The organism is Maridesulfovibrio sp. (genome assembly GCF_963677005.1).
In the GTDB taxonomy this organism is placed as follows: Bacteria; Desulfobacterota; Desulfovibrionia; order Desulfovibrionales; family Desulfovibrionaceae; genus Maridesulfovibrio.
On the sequence record NZ_OY781616.1, the window covers coordinates 3,336,549 to 3,353,039 of the forward strand.

Here is a 16,491-nt window from a genome sequence, read left to right on the forward strand (position 1 = left end):
TTGTTAAGTTGGCAATCCTGTCAGGCAACTTTGCGTTGGTTTCAGAAGATATTTGGCTACTCTCAGTTTTCTAACTTTATTGTTCTCCTGCATTGGTTTGTGGGGGAACAATAAAGTTGTATACTCAAGCCGCTTCTGCTGGACTGAAAACACGGTCAAAACAGGAGCGGCTTTCTTATGGCAAAAAGAAGTGGTGGCTTAACAAGGGCAAAGATCAATAAGTGGATCAATGAAGGGCGCGACTGTTCTGTAAAACCTTTCTCTGTCATCAAATCACCATTAACAAAACAAGCCATACCTGTTTTTATTTTTCTGAATCCCATTTTTTTCATAAAAACCTTCCTTTCCCGGCGAGGCATACAGAATGGTATTAATGCCTGAAATATTCGCGAGTATTTCTTTAACAATAAGTTTTCCAAGACCATGACCTTGATATTCTTCTAAGACCGCACAGTCATATATCGCTGCTTGATATGCACCATCAGAAATAGCTCTTCTAAAACCAACCATTTTACCCTCGGAATACGCAAAAATAGTACAGTAACTGGCCTTAAAGGCTTTTTTATGTATTTCGGGAGGATAGCTTGCCATGTCAACAGATTTCAACGTTTCAGTTATTGCAGTCCAGTCAATACCTTTAGTGTCGTACTTGAATTTAATGTCCATATGATAAACTGTTTAAATTCAATATGTTGCGGTTTTATAGCCCTGTCTGCTTGTACAGCCTGAATAAATTGCCAATTTTTCCGAGTATTAACACCAGGTTTATCCTTCTTATTTTTCTTCTTTTTCTGAAACCGCTTTACATACTCATCTGCAACAGATTTACAGCTCCGGTCTTTTCTTTGCAGGATCAATCCTTGCCGTATCTAAAACAAATCTCAGGGGCAGTAACCTTCCTTGCGGGCGATTTCCAGCAGTTTGCAGTTACCCAAAGCACATGCCTTGCGGGCATCTCGGCATCCGGATTCCTTTTGCCCGGAAAGAAGGTAGGCCAGCCCCCGCCGGAAGTATGCATCGGCGTATTCGGGGTTGATTTCAAGGGCCCGATTGAAGTCCTGTATGGCCTGCTGGCGCTGATTAAGTAAAGAGTATGTAATCCCCCGGTTCAGGTAAGCCTGCGCGTATTCCGGGTCTATTTCAACCGCACGGCTGTAATCCTTTATGGCATCCTGAAATCGCTTAAGAACAGTATACACATGGCCCCGGTTGTTATGGACTCTTGAGTATTCCGGGTCAATTTCAATGGCCCTGGTCAGATCTTCGATCGCACGCTTGTACAGCCCCATCCTGAAATGGACAAGGCCCAGCCCGTTATACGCAGGAGTATATTCCGGATTAATTTCAAGCACATGATTGTAGTCCTCGATGGCTTTGCCGTACTGCTGCAGATCCATAAACGCGCTGGCCCGGTTGCTGTATGCGAAGATGTCCTGCGGATTGAGTTCTATTGCCCGCGTGTAATCAGTTATTGCCTGCCCCGGACGCCCCATGGTGTATAGCAGTACTCCCCGGTTGGTGTATGCGTTGGAATAGTTCGGCTCCAACTGGATGGCACGGTTATAATCCTGAAGAGCCTGATTGTACTGCCCGATGTCACGATAGACATTACCTCTGTTGTAGAAGCATTCGGCCAGATCCTGAGCAAGTTCTATTGCGCGGTTGTAATCGCTTATCGCGTTATTGTGCTGCCCGAGTCTGACGAATGCGGAGCCACGGTTCTGATAGGCGCTGACATCTCCGGGGTTAATTTCAAGAGCCCTGTTGAAATCTTCGACAGCCTGACTGAACCGGCCAAGATCGTAGAAGGCTGTTCCCCGGTTATAGTGGGCTTTTGCGCTTTCGGGATCGAGTTTAAGGGCTGTGTTGAATTCCTCAACAGCCTGTTGAGTCCGCCCCTGTTCAAGGAATAGCTTTCCAAGATTGTTGTGCGGTCCTGCAAGTGCCGGGTTGATTTCAATCGCCTGCCTGTAATCCTTTTCGGCCTGCTGTGCTTTCCCAAGACGCGCATAAGCAAGGCCCCGGTTTATAAAAACATTCAAATATCCCGGGTCAAGCTGCAAAGCTTTATTGTAGTCCTTTACAGCCTGCTGAGGCTGGCCGAGATCAAGATAGACCGTCCCTCGGTTATAGTAGGGCACTGCGCTTTCAGGATCGATTTTAATGGCCTGTTCGAAGTCTGCCATGGCCTTGCCCAGTTGGCCGAGGTTGGCAAAGGCAACGCCCCGGTTGCTGTACGGGATGGCGTCGTCGGGATTGATCCTGATTGCCATGTCATAATCTTTTATGGCCCGGTCGTGCTGTTTAAGGTCGGAATAGGCAAGCCCTCTGTTGGTGTAGGCAACAGTACTTTTGGGATCAAGTTCAATGGCCTGGCTGAAATATCCGATGGCTCTATAGGGATCGGAGCATTTGTCTCCCTCCCATAATGCCGCTGCCTTCAGAATCCAGCTTTCCGCATCGAGCGACTTTCCGGCTTCCGTAAAATTCTGTTTGATGGTCTGTTCTTCGGCGGGACTTTTCTTGAGCGCGCTGTTTTCCTCTTCCAGCTTATCAATCCGCGCAAGCAGTCTTTTGTTCTGCTCCTGAATCTGTCTGTACTTTTCCAGATGCGCACGGTCGGAGAGAACGGTTTTTATGCGCTCCTCAAGGGCTGAAGGGTCTATTTCGATCCTGACCACTGCTTCCATGCAGAAAACATTGCCGTCCATGAACTGGCGCTCGCTGACAACTTCTGTTTTAAGCACTCCGACCGCTAGCGCCATGATTTCGTTCTGCTCAAGCCTGCCGTTTTTAACAACGGTCATGGTTTCAAGGTAGGTCCCGGCTTCTTCCAGCGCATCCCGTTTGGCCCTTCCCACTGCGAATTTTCTGGCCTGAGACGGTGAAATTTCCCCGGTTACGTGCTGACGAACTGTTTTTTCAACTACGGATTTTTTACTGTTTGAAATGGATGATCGGGCTGTTTTCTCCGCAGGATGTTCTGCAGCGGTTTCAGCGTTTTTCTTATCTACGACCGGTTTTTCCTCTACAACCGGATGAGCGGGTTGTGCGGGAACAGGCTGCTCCTGCGTTGCAACAGCGGCCTCAGTCTGATCGGCCTGATGCGGAGTTGCGCATCCCGCAAGAAAAGACAGGACGAAGATCAGCAGGATTGTTTGCAGCAGATTTAATTTCATGAAGACATCCTCCGGTAGTGGCCCGCACCGTATAAAGCAAATGATTTTGCTTATTCATACAATAAAGCAGTCCCCGGAAAATGGCAAAACCAAATGATATTAATCAGGCTTTCCTGTGTGGAGAGTCTACAGCTGCAGCTTTTTGAATTTGATCTCCTCAACTCCGCAATAAAGCACAGGCACTACAAAGACCGTCAGTATCGCGATGGTCATGCCTCCGAAGGATGGTATGGCCATGGGGACCATGATGTCCGAGCCGCGGCCCGTGGAGGTGAGGATCGGCAGCAGGGCCAGGATTGTTGTTGCCGAAGTCATCAGGGCCGGACGGATTCTGCGTTGTGCTCCTGAAACTATAGCTTGCCTGATCTCAGCTATGGAGTTAATTTTGCGGTCTTTTCTGCTTTCATCAAGGTAGGTGGCCATGATTACCCCGTCATCCGAGGCAATACCGAACAGGGCCAGGAATCCGACCCAGATTGCAACGCTCAGGTTGATGGGGCTGACCTGAAACAGTTCTCTCATATCCGTTCCGAACATGGTGAAATTCATGAACCACGGCTGGCCATAGAGCCAGATCATTAGAAAACCGCCGGACCATGCCACGAAGATTCCCGAGAAGACCATCATGGTTGTCGCCATGGATTTGAACTGCAGGTAAAGAATCAGCACAATGAAGAGCAGGGCCAGCGGCAGAATTACTGCCAGCTTTTTCTGGGCCCGGATCTGATTCTCATAGCTTCCGGCGAATTCGTATGACACGCCTGCCGGGATGACCAGTTCGCCGGACTTGATTTTGGAATTCAGAAAGGCCCGGGCCTGTTCAACCACGTCCACTTCTGCGAATCCCGGTTTTTTATCAAAAAGGACATAGCCTACAAGGAATGTGTCTTCACTTTTTATGACCTGCGGACCGCGTACGTATCTAATTTCCGCGAGCTGGCTTAAGGGAATCTGTTCCCCGCCGGGCGCACTGACTAGAATGTTGCCTATGGCATCAATGTTATCCCTCAATTCCCGCAGATAGCGGAGCCTGACGGGATAGCGTTCCCGGCCTTCCACCGTGGTTGTGACCACCTTGCCGCCAACTGCGACTTCGATAACATCCTGAACCTGCGACAGCATGACGCCGTGCCTTGCAATTGCCTCGCGGTCGATGACGATTTCCAGATATGGTTTGCCGACAATGCGGTCCGCAATGACCGCTTCCGGCTGAACCGAGCCGACCTGTTTGAGCAGTCTTTCAAGATCAAGGGCCACTTTTTCCAGAGTTTCAAGATCGGGACCTTTGACCTTTATGCCCATGGGCGCACGCATACCCGACTGGAGCATTACTATTCGCGCCGCAATGGGCTGCAGCTTGGGGGCCGAGGTTACACCGGGCACTTCGGCGGCTTTTACAATCTCATCCCAGATGTCGTTGGGCGAGGATATCCCTTTCCATGCTTTTCGGTCCGGGTTCAGGCCGGGACTCAGGGCCGGGCGCCAGATTCTGAACGGTTTGCCGTCAGGGTCCGGGATGAGTTTTCCCTTATCATCCCGCTCGAAATAACCCTGAACAAGATATGGGTAGCCGTCCTTGGCGGTAACCAGCTTTCCTTCGACATTGCGGAAAAAGTCTTGCTGGTCGGGGTCAAACCGGAACCGCAGCCTTTCCCCGAATTTATCCACCAGATATTCCGATTTGTAATTGATGACCGTTTCGATCATGGAAATAGGTGCCGGATCAAGCGGCGTTTCAGCTCGTCCGAGTTTCCCTACAGCGGACTCAACTTCCGGGATGGACTGGATCATCATATCCTGCTTGCGGAGCACGTCCATGGCTTCCCCTATGGATGCGTGGGGCATGGTTGTGGGCATGAACAGGAATGCCCCTTCATCCAGATCGGGCATGAATTCCTTGCCGAGTCCGGGGAAGGTGTGAGCCAGTTTCACATATGGCGCTGAGGATTTGATCGATTCGGGCAGGAAGCCGGTCAGGTTGGCGAAACCAAGCCAGATGGAAAGTCCCAGTGCAATGATGAACATGGGCAGGGACAGGAAGAGCAGTTTGTGGTTAAGGCACCAGCCCAGCATTCCGGTGTATCCGCGGCGGAAAAAGTCGAAAAACAGCATCAGCCCGCCGATGACAAGCGCAACGAACAGGTAGTTGTTGAGCATGCCCTTTTCCGGCCCCAGCGGCAGCCATGACCGGGTAAGCACATAAGCCACCATGATGACGATGATCCATGTTTCCGCATAGTTTGCGTAGCGGTGTAATTTTCCCGGTACGAAGGGGAGCGCAAGATGCTTGATGCCCACGTAGATGAAAAACAGTCCGGGCCACCACTTGAGCAGGATGGAAACAGCCAGACCGCAGAGCAGGTAAAGTCCGGCGGTGATGTATGTTTTCCTGCTTTTCCGGAATCTGCTGCGGGCGGAAAAAAGCAGTTCCGCTGCCGGAGGCAGAATGGTCAGGGCCACGACAATGGATGCCAGCAGGGCAAAGGTTTTGGTGTAGGCCAGCGGCTTGAACAGCTTTCCCTCGGCCCCGTCCATGGCAAATACCGGCATGAAGCTGACAATTGTTGTTGCCACGGCAGTCATGACCGCGCTGCCGACCTCGGCCGTTCCTTCATAGATCAGGGACAGTCTGCTTGCTCCCTCTTTTGCCTCTTCAATTTTTTTGAGGATGTTCTCGCAGATTATGATTCCCATATCGACCATGGTGCCGATGGCGATAGCTATCCCTGAGAGGGCCACGATATTTGCGTCCACCTTGAATACCCGCATGCCCATAAAGCACATGAGCACGGCAAGGGGGAGAAGCGAGGAAATTAGCAGCGAACTCTTGAGATGAATAACCGCAATCAGGACAACTATTATCGTGATCAGTATTTCCTGCGTGAGGGCCGTATTGAGCGTTCCGAGAGTCTCGTGGATCAGTCCGGAGCGGTCATAGAAAGGGACAACGGTCAATTTGCTTTCAGTCCCGTCCGGCAGGACCTTTGAAGGCAGCCCCGGAGAAATATCCTTTATTTTTTGTTTTATATTATCAATGACCTGAAGAGGATTCTCCCCGTAGCGCACAACAGCCACGCCGCCAACAACCTCAGCACCTCCCTTGTCCAGCGCTCCGCGGCGCAGGGCCGGGCCTTCGGTAACACGGGCCACGTCGCGAACGTAGATGGGGATGTTGTTGACCACCTTGACCACCGAGCTTTCAATGTCGCTCAGTTTCTTGATAAAGCCGATGCCGCGGATAACGTATTCGGCGTTGTTAATTTCAATGGTCCGTGCGCCAACATCAAGGTTGGACATTTTCACTGCGCGGTAAACGTCATTAAGGGTAACCTTTGCGGCCCGCATGGCGTCTGGGTCGACATCAATCTGGTATTCCTTGACAAAACCGCCTACGGAAGCCACTTCGCTCACTCCTTCTGCCGAGAGCAGGGCATAGCGGACGTACCAGTCCTGTACGGAGCGCAACTCGTCGAGGTCCCAGCCTCCCGTGGGGTTGCCCTGTGGGTCACGGCCTTCTATCGTGTACCAGTAGACCTGTCCCAGCGCAGTGGCATCGGGTCCGAGTGCCGGTTTCACATCGGCTGGCAGTGTTCCGGCCGGCAGGCTGTTCAGCTTTTCAATGAGTCGTGATCGTGACCAGTAGAAATCAACATCTTCACTGAAGATCACGTAAATGGTGGAGAATCCGAACATGGAGTAGCTGCGTACCGTCTTGACTCCCGGGATTCCGAGCAGCGCCACGGTGAGCGGATAACTGATCTGGTCTTCCACATCCTGCGGTGAGCGACCCATCCACTGGGTGAAAACAATCTGCTGGTTCTCGCCGATATCCGGGATGGCATCCACCGGGACCGGTGAACGCTCCATGCCGCCCACGTCCCAGTTGAACGGGGCGGTATATATGCCGCCGCCGATAACCAGAAGCAGGAGTATGGCCACGACCAGTTTCTGCTCCAGACAGAAAAGGATGATTTTTTCAGTTAAGGAGCGGGGCTCGGGACGATTCATGCCGGGAGTATTGTTTGCGCTCATATCAGTCTCCGAGCCTTATTCCCCGGCCTTGAGCTGCCGCTCCACTTCTCCGCATTTCAGCATTGCCTCCCCGAAGTACGGGTTGCGGATGTCTTCATCGGACTGCAGCCATTTGGCTCCCTTGAAGTCAAAGGCCATGGGGCAGAACAATTCATAGACCGGCTTACCGGATTTGATCCCCAGTTTTTCAACCGCATCAATCATCCCGTAGGAAAGAGGCTCAAGCCCGGCTCGGGCGCCAACGATATCCTGAGCTTCACGGATGGTGGAAATGCCGTCATTGATGTTTTTCAATGCGGCCATCCAGATTTTGTGACTCTCGGTGGAGAGTTGCGCTGCATCAAGCTTCTTCAGTTCATCACCCATCAATGCCGCCTGCTGCTGGGCTTTTTGCATGTTGTCCGCAGCAAGAGCCTCGGTAAAAGCCGAATATGACATATAGACTTTGCCCAACTGAATCTGAAATGCTTCCGGAGCCTCTTCCGCACTTCCGGATTCTGCTGCTTTGGCTGAAATACCGAACGCTGTATCCAGCCGTTTGAAATGATCTTCCATTTCAGTTGTGATTGATTTCAACCTGCCGGCGTCCTTGACTCCGCTGCCCAGTACGGCATCATTTCCGAGCAGCATGGAGAGTTCCTTCCAGTAAAGGGACGCGTCACCCTTGAGTCCGGAACCGTCTATCTTTTTCAGGTCTTCGGAAAAGGCGGCAAAGAGTTTGCGGCTTTGTTCAAGGTTTCCGGACCCGGCCGTTTCCATAAGGGTGTTGAAGTCTTTTTTCAGAAAACCGAGTTTCGATGAAAAAATGGGCGGCAGGGTGTAGCCCGGCATGTCCTCAGCCTTCATGTCTTTCATGACGTCAGAGGATTCCCCGTGGCTGTGCACCGGGGTGTTCATCCCGCTTTCGGGATTCATCATGCTGGGCCTGGCAATGATCTGGATGGCACTGTCGATCTTGAAATTGCCTTTGGTGACAACCTGTTCACCTTCCTTCAGCCCGTACCTGACCACGTAGAAGTTTCCCGCCTTGGGGCCGAGCACGATTTCGCGCCCCTCAAAGACTCCTTCCTTTCCGGGAACGGCAATGTAGACCACTGCCCGTTTGCCGGTGATGAGCGGTGCCGAGGCCGGGATGACCAGTTCCGTATCGTCCTGCTTTCCGCCCTTGTTCACTGCCCGCACGAACATGCCGGGCTTGAGTTGCAGACCTTTGTTCGGAACATCCAGCCGGACCCGGACCGTACGGGTCTTTTCATTTACCACCGGATCAATGTATACGACCCTCCCTTCGAAGTCCTTTCCGGGATAGGCTTCGGTGGTGAAATCCACTTTCATGCCCATTCTGATCCAGGGCAGGTCGGATTCGTAGGCTTCCAGAACCACCCAGACACGGGAGAGGTCGGCGATAGTGTATATCGGGGTGCCTGTTTTTACGTACACACCTTCCACCACATCCTTCTTTATCACTATTCCGCTCATGGGCGAGTACAGGATAATGTGTTCCGACGGTTTTCCGCGTTTGATGATGCCGGATATCTGGTTTTCGGAAAGTCCCAGCAGACGCAGTTTTTCCCTTGCGGCCTGTTCGGTCCGGGCTGCGGTGTTCTTTATTACTTCCAGAGAGTTTCCTTTCAGGGCAGCCTTGGCCTTGACCGCCTGAATCAGTTCCGCCTGTGCGGTCAGCAGTTCGGGGCTGTAGATGGAGGCCATCGCCTGCCCCTTGCGTACCGAGCTTCCCGTGTAATCAATGTAGAGCTTGTCTATGCGTCCTCCGGTCCACGCGGTGATGCTCCCCATGCGTGTCTCGTCATAATCGACCTTGCCGAGCATGCGGGTTTCCACGCTCACGTTACGCCTGCTTACCGGAGTGGTTTCAATCTCGGCCAGCTTGCGGGCCTGCGGGGTCAGGCTTATCTGGCGGAGACTGACCGCTTCTTCACCCGACTTGCCGCCCTTTTCAAGCGGAATCAGGTCCATGAAACAGATGGGGCATTTTCCCGGTTCCGGCAGTTGAATCTGGGGATGCATGGAGCAGGTCCAGACGATTTTGCCTTCAGTGGTAACCGAACCCTCAAGGCCGTGATCCTTGTGCCCATCGACCAGACTGCTGGCCGGTTTGTGTTCCTCTCCGCCTGAAAGCAGGTATCCGGCGGCAAAGGCCGCGATTGCAACGATAATGACCGGGATAAGAAGCGATTTTATTTTTTCAGTCTTGCTCATGGTAGTGTCCGGGTTATTGGGCTGGAATTGATATTGAAGATTCCGGGAGAATCTGCCCGTGTATTGTGCAGGGTATTTCCCTGCCCACCAGATATTCTATTGCCGCTACCCGTTTGGCCTGTTCCGCCAGAGCCTGAAAATAGGATAACTGAAATTCGATGAGAGTCCTTTCCGCGTCTATAAGATCGCTTGAAGAAGCTGTTCCGGACTGGAAAGCTTCGATGGATACTCCAAGGGATTGTTCGGCCTTGGGAGTAAGGCTGTCCTTGTAGAGGCTGACTTTGCGGATGGCGTCCTGATATTTGTAAATTTCAAGGTCGAGTTCAGCTGTGAGGTTCCGCTCAAGCCCAGCCTTTTTACGGGAGGCTGATTTGACCTTGTTCTCGGCTTCGTTCACCTGTGCATCCTGTTTATCCATCCAGATTGGCAGGTTAACGGACATTGCGGTGACAATCGGGTCTTTGTCAGCGTTGGTCACATTCGGGCTTCTTGCTTTCCCTGTCTGGATGTATTCGACTCCGAATGAGAAGTCCGGGTAGTAATCCTTATGCGCCAGTTCCACAGCGATTTTCTCCCGCTCCACGGCATGTCCCAGTTCCTTCAGTCTGGGATTCCCGGTCTTGAATTCGGTCTTCAATTCGTCCGGGGTCATGCTGATTTCCATAACCGGGATAGTTTTCGGCAGGGGCAGGGATTGTCCGTCAGGCCGGTTCATTGCGGCGAGGAGTCTGGCTACGGTCGGTCCTTTGCGTTCTTCCAGCGAGTGTAGCCTTTCTTCCAGTTTGCCCAGTTCCACCTGAGTCCTGATAACACCGTCATAAGCGCCTGCACCGGTAGAGTAGCGGGCCCGGGCAACGCTTTCGAGATACTTCATAAGTGCAATATTTTCTCTGGTGATGCGGATGGCCTGTGCAAGGTATGCATAGTCGTAATATGTTTTTTTGACTTCGGTGAATATCTTCAGCTTCAGATTGTCGAAACGTGCTTTTTTTATGTCCGCATCACGCAGGGCCTGTTCGCCTTTAAGCCCCAGCTTTCCGAACCATGGAAGAGTCTGGCTCAGTCCGTACTTGAATTCCTGCGGCCCGGTCCGGGTTTCCACCGGCTGGATGAACCATGCGAAGCTGAATCTGGGGTCCGGAAGGCTGGATACGCTGGCTTCACGCTGCAACGCCGCCTTCCAGCCGTAAAAGGCGGAGTAAAGGTCGTCATTGTTACGGGCTGCTTCCACAAGATATCCGGTCAGCTCTTCAATTTTGCCGTGGGCGGCATCAATGTCTGCCGTGCTGTTGGTTTCCGCATACTGAGCAGACGCAGGCGCGGATTGTGTAAATATGAGAGCGCAGAAAATGATGATCAATGTATATTTGATTCCGGATGCATGGGCCATGAATCTCTCCTGTAAGCGGAATAGGACTTTAGTGTGTTTTGCGCTGAGCAAGTACTATTCCATATCAATAGTGGTGCTGGTTATTATACTTTAAGAACGGGTATAATTCATCCATTTCCGGTCATGTTTTTGTTTCCAGACCATCATGTGCAATTTTTGGGAGGCGCAGGTTCAATTATTCCAGTTTGTTGCAGACTGATTCTGCACTTGTGTTGCACAAGGCTGTTTCGTAACTTGCAGAAAAATCATACTAAAAAAGTATGAAACTCATGACAGCTCAATATCCACTCGGGGTTAGTGCAAAAGTTTTCACAAAAAACGTCTGTGTTTTGGATAGGGTACAGATAAAATTCATTAACTCTTTGATATGGAGGATTTTTTTTATGATGGAATACAATGTGAAATTGTCGTCGTGAATTCTGGGAGTAATGCTTGAAAAAGTGTATTCTGAAATAAGCCGGAAAGGGCAACACAGACAAACTCCCATCAAAAAGGTCAATAAATGAAAATACGTTTTAAACTGCTTCTGCTCCTGCTGACTGTCTCCATTCTTCCTCTTGTTCTTGTCCAGGCCGGGGTGCTGGACTCATTACGCACGCTTTCCGAAGAAATCGGAGGCGAGGTGCGCAGTGAGTTGGTTACAAAGAGCAGTGTGGAACTCAAAAGACTCGTTGAGGACCATGCCCGTGTCCTTTCCAAGCAACGCAGGATTGTTGAACTCAATCTGCAGCAGATTTCAGCCGAGCTTTCGGCATGGATTGAGGACGGAAACGGATTCCGTCTTCCGGAGGTTTTTCTTGGTAGCGGTTTAGGACAGAGAGACATTGATCCTCCTGAACGGAAGTACCAGCGGCATGACCAGGGTATGATGATGCAGGGGATGTCTGCATTGGATTTTGATTCGGTCCGTTACTTCCCTGGTTTTCCAGACAGCGGAAAAAAACTGCTTCCTAGCGGCTCCCCGGATGCTGTGCTGCCGTTGTTGAAGGCCGTTGCATTCAAAAATCCTGATCTGACCCTCTGGATCAGGGCCGTGTTCCGTTCCGGAGAAGAGTTGGTCTACCCTGCAACAACCTCAATGAGAATGAACATGCATGAGACTGTTCCGGTTATAAATGAAAACCCGGTTTCCACCTGGTCTCTTCCCCGGAAAGATATCCTTACCGGTCAGACCGTTCTTACAGCCTCCTTGAGTGTCTTCGTTGATAAGTCGGCGGTCGGAAGCGTCTCCATTGATGTTCCCCTTGCGACTCTTCTGCACGGTTACAATCATCTTGATGCCTTTTCCCACAACATTGCTTCCCTGCTGGTCCGCCTTGAACCTGAAGGTAGTGGAACAGACGGCAATGGAATCGGCGGGGTGGAAGTGGTGGCAAAGGAAGTTACCTCTCCAAGCCCCAAAACCATGATGCATTCCTGGGAACCTCCCACTTCGCAGATGCTGCTTTCCTCCACGGATGCCGATCAGTTTTCGCAGTTTCATAAATTTCTGGAGAACGGGAAGTCCGGAGTCCTGAGCATGCCGTATAACGGGCGGGACAGTATCTGGGCATTTTCCTCTCCCGATGAGCGCGGTGTTTCGCTGGTACTGATACTCCCGCATGCCGATGTTGTTGCCCCGGCCGAGAAGGCAAAGTCCTATGTGCAGTGCGTCATAAATGATCAGTATCTCCACACCGTTTTTGTGCTGGTTTTTGTGGTGGTGCTGGTTTCGCTGCTTGCGTTCATGCTTTCAAGAAGATTTACGGAAAATATCCTGATTCTTGCTCGCGGGGTCAAACGTATAGCTTCGGGAGATTTTTCCGCACGGGTGGAAGTGAGCGGAGAAGACGAGGTCGGCGAACTTGCCCGGGATTTTAACTCAATGGCTCCGGCCTTGAGGGAGCACATTGAAATAAAAAGCGCCCTTGATGTGGCAATGGAAGTGCAGACCAACCTGCTGCCGCAAGTTTCGCCGCATATAAAAGGCTACGATATTCATGGCGAAAGCAGATATTGCGATGAACTCGGCGGGGATTATTTCGACTATATCCGTCCGGACCGGGATGGAGAGAATATCCGTTTTGCCATCGGGGATGTCAGCGGGCACGGAGTCCCGGCGGCAATGCTCATGGGATCGGTGCGCGGATACCTGCGGGCACGGACTTTAAGCGGAGGACAACTTGGTGATATCGTTACCGATGTCAACAGGCTTGTCGCACAGGACACCTATAAGACAGGGCAGTTCATGACTATGCTCATGGTCGAGCTTGATCCTGTTAAGAGCGAATTTCGCTGGGTGCGGGCAGGGCATGAGCCGGCCCTGATTTTTGACCCGGCCAGGAATGATTTTATCCGTCTTGAAGGTGAAGGTATTGTACTCGGTGCCTTCGAAGACAGCGAGTATCTGGAGAACTGCTGCGCAGAGTTGGAAGACGGGCAGATTCTTGTTCTGGGTACTGACGGAATATGGGAAGCATCCGACAAGGATGGGGAGCTTTTCGGCAAGGAAAGACTGTGGAAGGTGATTGATCTGAAAAAGAATTCATCTGCACAGTCCATTGTGTCCGGTATTTTCGCCGCTGTGCAGGATTTTACCGGAAGAAGCAAACAGGAAGACGATCTGACCGTCGTGGTCATAAAAAAAGAAAACAACAACACGCCAGAGGAGTTGCAGCATGAAAAAGTTATTTAACATCAGTACTATTGTGGCCTTTGTTTTTATAATGTCCACCGCAGCATTGGCCATGGATATGGACCATTCCGGTCATGGCAAAGGCGAAATGAAGGGTTCCATGCATGACGGCATAGCCATGATGGAAAAAGGGCTTGCCCATATGAAGCATGGTGCAGAGCTTATGCACGACCCTACCACCATGAAAGAAGGTATGGGACTCATGAACAAGGAAATGATGCCCATGCATAACGGAATGAAAATGATTGAAAAAGGAGCCGAGGGCGGCAAGCACCATTCCATGGTCAAAGGCTCTATGGGCAAAGCCAACAACGGCATGATGGAGATGATGAAAGGAATGGGCCTGGTCAAGAAAGGCGACAGCAACGGTTTTTCCATGATGGACAGCGGTCTTGAGAAGATGGAAAAATCTCTGGAAGAAGTGAAGGGTATGTCGGGCATGTAGCTTTTGTTTACTGTTTAAGTATAAATGAAGAGGCTGCCTTCCGGTTATGGAGGGCAGCCTTTTGGGTTTTAAAAAATAAAATTAGTTTGCCGAAAATAAAAGAATCAAGGCGAGCATGATTTTGATGGTTTGAACAAACTAAGTCTAGTTGTTGCAGGATTGAATCAATCATTGTCTTCATGGTATTGATATATATGAATATCTAACCTGACTTTTGCACCCTTATCGATTAGCAGGTCTCTTAATGTCGATCGGTGACAACGGCTCTCATCTTCGCAGTAACAACCAATTGAAAAATTCGTTGTGTGAGAAAAGACTGCCAGCAAATCAAGAATGCGATTCTTATCCGGGCTGGAAAGTTCCTTTTTATATTTGCCACTGAACTTAGCCCATTCTGCTTCGGATTTTACTGATTTTCCCAGCTTCATTAATTCCGGGCTCGGTGCGATTTCAGGCAACCATATGTCATACCAGTTCTGCGATGCGTATTCTTCCTTTTTGACGCCTCGCGGAGGTCTTCTTACTGCTCCAATGCGAATCCCCTCATCGTCTATTCTGGTCGTTCCAAGCCTTACAACATACATTGTCATCGTTTATTCCTTCTTCGGGTCCTGTGCGGTAAAATAATTATGACTTCAGCAGTAATGATCCCATAGCTCCGACGAGCAGCAGAGCCATTCCTGTGTTGAAGATTGTAATGCGATTTCCTTTGGAAAGTGACTGGCGAAACGCTGCGCCGGACAATGCCCAGACACTGATTGACGGGATGTTAACTACTGCAAAAATGAGCAGCAAAAGCAGAAGGCTTGGTATGAAATTTTCAGCTGACGTGTAGCTGACATTCAGGATCAGCGCCACAGCCCATGCCTTGGGGTTAACCAACTGAAAGAGAGCAGCCTGTGTAAAGGAAAAAGGTTTCGACATTTCGTCACCGTCTTCGGAGCCTAAGGAGCGGCTTCTGGCAATTTGAAATGCCAGCCAGAGTACATAGCTGAAACAGACTGTTCGTAGTGCCGAGTAGATGAAAGGGTGGTTGACGATGAATTGTCCGAACCCTATTCCAATGAAGAATACCATTGTCAAAAAGCCTCCGCTGATGCCCAGGACCATCGGCAAGGTCTTTTTATATCCGAAGTTGGCCCCGGATATTAATAACAGGATGTTTGCCGGACCTGGTGAAATGGACATGACAAAGGCAAATCCAATAAGAGATAATGCTGTTTCGAGCGTCATGAATCTCTCCATCTTTTTTCGGTATATTTGACAAACCGGGCAGCGTGAGACAATTTTCATTCGTCTGCATTTTTTATCCGATCGTCTAAAGGGGGCTGGTATATTGAAAAATACCGATTTGATATCCGAAATATTTTCTACCCTGCGAATTAAAAGTGAGCTTTATTTTCGCACAAGGATGAGTGGGAACTATGCCGTCAGGGTGCCGCGGGAAAAAAGGAGAATCAGGTTTCATGTGGTTCTTAGCGGCGAGTGTTGGATTACAGATGAAGCCGGTCGATCCGTGCTCATGCAGGAAGGCGATATAGTGCTGGTTCCCAACGGGGCCAGCCAGGTGCTTTCGTCAACACCGGAGGAACCCTGTGCTGAGCTTTCGGAAGTGATTGCCGATGGCAACTTGAAAGATGGTACGCTTTATGTCGGCTCGGGTCCGGAGAAGTCCGCTTTGCTCTGCGGGTTCTGCAGGTTTGATGAAGACCTGGATCATCCAATGCTGACAAATCTGCCTTCAATCATCGTCTTACGAGTCTCAGATCTGGGAAAAGAACCTTGGGTTGCGGCAGCTCTGAAACTCTTTAGCCTGGAAGCCAAGTTGAATACTCAAGGAACCTCGGCAATCGTTGAGCGCCTTATTGAAATCATTGTCATTCAAGCAACACGACGATTGGAGCGGCTGGATGAAGTTGAGGGTAACTGCTTTACAGCGGCATTGACTGACCCTGCCCTTTCCAAGTCCCTGCAGGTGATCCATACCCAGCCGGAGAAAAGCTGGCGAGTCGATGAACTGGCAGTTCTCGCCGGAATGTCGAGGGCCGGTTTTGCCGATAAGTTTTCAAAAGTTGTTGGTATTCCTCCCATTGAATATCTCACGAATTGGAGATTGATGAGAGCCCGGACTTTACTTTCCGACACCGGGTTGGGCACAGAGGAGATAGCGGAACGTTGTGGCTATAAGTCGTTGCCGTCTTTTTCTCGCCGGTTCAAAAAGCAGTTTGGCATCAGTCCGGGAGCGTTTAGGAGATTAAAGTTAAGCCGTCCTGAAATAGATTGACGGTTTATTGGTTTACAACAGGAGATAACTCTCCTCGGATTCCAGTTGGGGATGCTGCTTCCACGCAAAGATAGCATCTGGTTTTTGGGCATAAATCCATCCGAACACATCATCTTTTTTACGGTTTTAAGTTGGCTGTCTTTTTAAATTCTTACCGTTGACCTATGATGTTTATCTATTATATGACAAATCTTCATGTTTGTTTTCTTTTGTTAGCAAAATCAAATGCTAAAGTTGTTTTTGAGTTTTTCTAATATGAAACTCTGG

The 16,491-nt window shown here is 50.3% G+C and carries 10 protein-coding genes; 3 read left to right on the top strand and 7 right to left on the bottom strand.

Features of this window, described 5'->3' with window-relative positions:
- Positions 1-279: 279 nt before the first annotated feature.
- The 5 genes from ACKU4E_RS14760 to ACKU4E_RS14780 all read right to left on the bottom strand — a co-directional run bounded on the left by ACKU4E_RS14760 (position 280) and on the right by ACKU4E_RS14780 (position 10,821).
- The gene (locus ACKU4E_RS14760; protein WP_320171847.1) at positions 280-666 is read right to left on the bottom strand and encodes a GNAT family N-acetyltransferase; all 387 of its coding nucleotides are present in this window, start codon (positions 664-666) and stop codon (positions 280-282) included.
- Between the two features lie 215 nt (positions 667-881).
- Positions 882-3,179 (bottom strand): tetratricopeptide repeat protein, encoded by a 2,298-nt coding sequence (locus ACKU4E_RS14765; RefSeq protein ID WP_320171848.1) that lies wholly within the window; start codon positions 3,177-3,179, stop codon positions 882-884.
- Positions 3,180-3,305: 126 nt separating this feature from the next.
- Entirely contained in the window at positions 3,306-7,211 is a 3,906-nt protein-coding gene (locus ACKU4E_RS14770; RefSeq protein ID WP_320171849.1) for an efflux RND transporter permease subunit, read from the bottom strand.
- A gap of 15 nt (positions 7,212-7,226) precedes the next feature.
- Complete coding sequence (locus ACKU4E_RS14775; RefSeq protein WP_320171850.1) at positions 7,227-9,431, bottom strand: efflux RND transporter periplasmic adaptor subunit; 2,205 nt, start codon at positions 9,429-9,431, stop codon at positions 7,227-7,229.
- Positions 9,432-9,444: 13 nt separating this feature from the next.
- The gene (locus ACKU4E_RS14780; RefSeq protein ID WP_320171851.1) at positions 9,445-10,821 is read right to left on the bottom strand and encodes a TolC family protein; all 1,377 of its coding nucleotides are present in this window, start codon (positions 10,819-10,821) and stop codon (positions 9,445-9,447) included.
- Between the two features lie 502 nt (positions 10,822-11,323).
- On the opposite strand from ACKU4E_RS14780, the gene ACKU4E_RS14785 reads away from it, so the two are divergent.
- Both ACKU4E_RS14785 and ACKU4E_RS14790 read left to right on the top strand, forming a co-directional pair.
- Complete coding sequence (locus ACKU4E_RS14785) at positions 11,324-13,495, top strand: SpoIIE family protein phosphatase (RefSeq protein ID WP_320171852.1); 2,172 nt, start codon at positions 11,324-11,326, stop codon at positions 13,493-13,495.
- Positions 13,479-13,940, top strand: coding sequence for a hypothetical protein (locus ACKU4E_RS14790; protein ID WP_320171853.1), 462 nt, complete (start codon positions 13,479-13,481; stop codon positions 13,938-13,940). The genes ACKU4E_RS14785 and ACKU4E_RS14790 overlap by 17 nt, the downstream gene beginning before the upstream one ends.
- Before the next feature lie 164 nt (positions 13,941-14,104).
- Here the strand turns inward: ACKU4E_RS14790 and ACKU4E_RS14795 are convergent, their stop codons facing one another.
- Positions 14,105-14,530, bottom strand: coding sequence for a DUF488 family protein (locus ACKU4E_RS14795; protein WP_320171854.1), 426 nt, complete (start codon positions 14,528-14,530; stop codon positions 14,105-14,107).
- 37 nt (positions 14,531-14,567) lie between these two features.
- Complete coding sequence (locus tag ACKU4E_RS14800; protein WP_320171855.1) at positions 14,568-15,173, bottom strand: LysE family translocator; 606 nt, start codon at positions 15,171-15,173, stop codon at positions 14,568-14,570.
- A gap of 103 nt (positions 15,174-15,276) precedes the next feature.
- Between ACKU4E_RS14800 and ACKU4E_RS14805 the strand changes: the two genes are divergently transcribed.
- A complete protein-coding gene (locus ACKU4E_RS14805; protein ID WP_320171856.1) occupies positions 15,277-16,224 on the top strand; it encodes an AraC family transcriptional regulator in 948 nt (315 codons plus the stop codon).
- The last annotated feature ends 267 nt before the right edge of the window (positions 16,225-16,491 follow it).

What these genes read in the sequence shown, in the direction of transcription:
- ACKU4E_RS14760 (WP_320171847.1), bottom strand. Translation starts at nt 666, where the DNA reads ATGGACATTAAATTCAAGTACGACACTAAAGGTATTGACTGGACTGCA.
- ACKU4E_RS14775 (WP_320171850.1), bottom strand. Translation starts at nt 9,431, where the DNA reads ATGAGCAAGACTGAAAAAATAAAATCGCTTCTTATCCCGGTCATTATC.
- ACKU4E_RS14780 (WP_320171851.1), bottom strand. Translation starts at nt 10,821, where the DNA reads ATGGCCCATGCATCCGGAATCAAATATACATTGATCATCATTTTCTGC.
- ACKU4E_RS14765 (WP_320171848.1), bottom strand. Translation starts at nt 3,179, where the DNA reads ATGAAATTAAATCTGCTGCAAACAATCCTGCTGATCTTCGTCCTGTCT.
- ACKU4E_RS14800 (WP_320171855.1), bottom strand. Translation starts at nt 15,173, where the DNA reads ATGACGCTCGAAACAGCATTATCTCTTATTGGATTTGCCTTTGTCATG.
- ACKU4E_RS14790 (WP_320171853.1), top strand. Translation starts at nt 13,479, where the DNA reads ATGAAAAAGTTATTTAACATCAGTACTATTGTGGCCTTTGTTTTTATA.
- ACKU4E_RS14785 (WP_320171852.1), top strand. Translation starts at nt 11,324, where the DNA reads ATGAAAATACGTTTTAAACTGCTTCTGCTCCTGCTGACTGTCTCCATT.
- ACKU4E_RS14770 (WP_320171849.1), bottom strand. Translation starts at nt 7,211, where the DNA reads ATGAGCGCAAACAATACTCCCGGCATGAATCGTCCCGAGCCCCGCTCC.
- ACKU4E_RS14795 (WP_320171854.1), bottom strand. Translation starts at nt 14,530, where the DNA reads ATGACAATGTATGTTGTAAGGCTTGGAACGACCAGAATAGACGATGAG.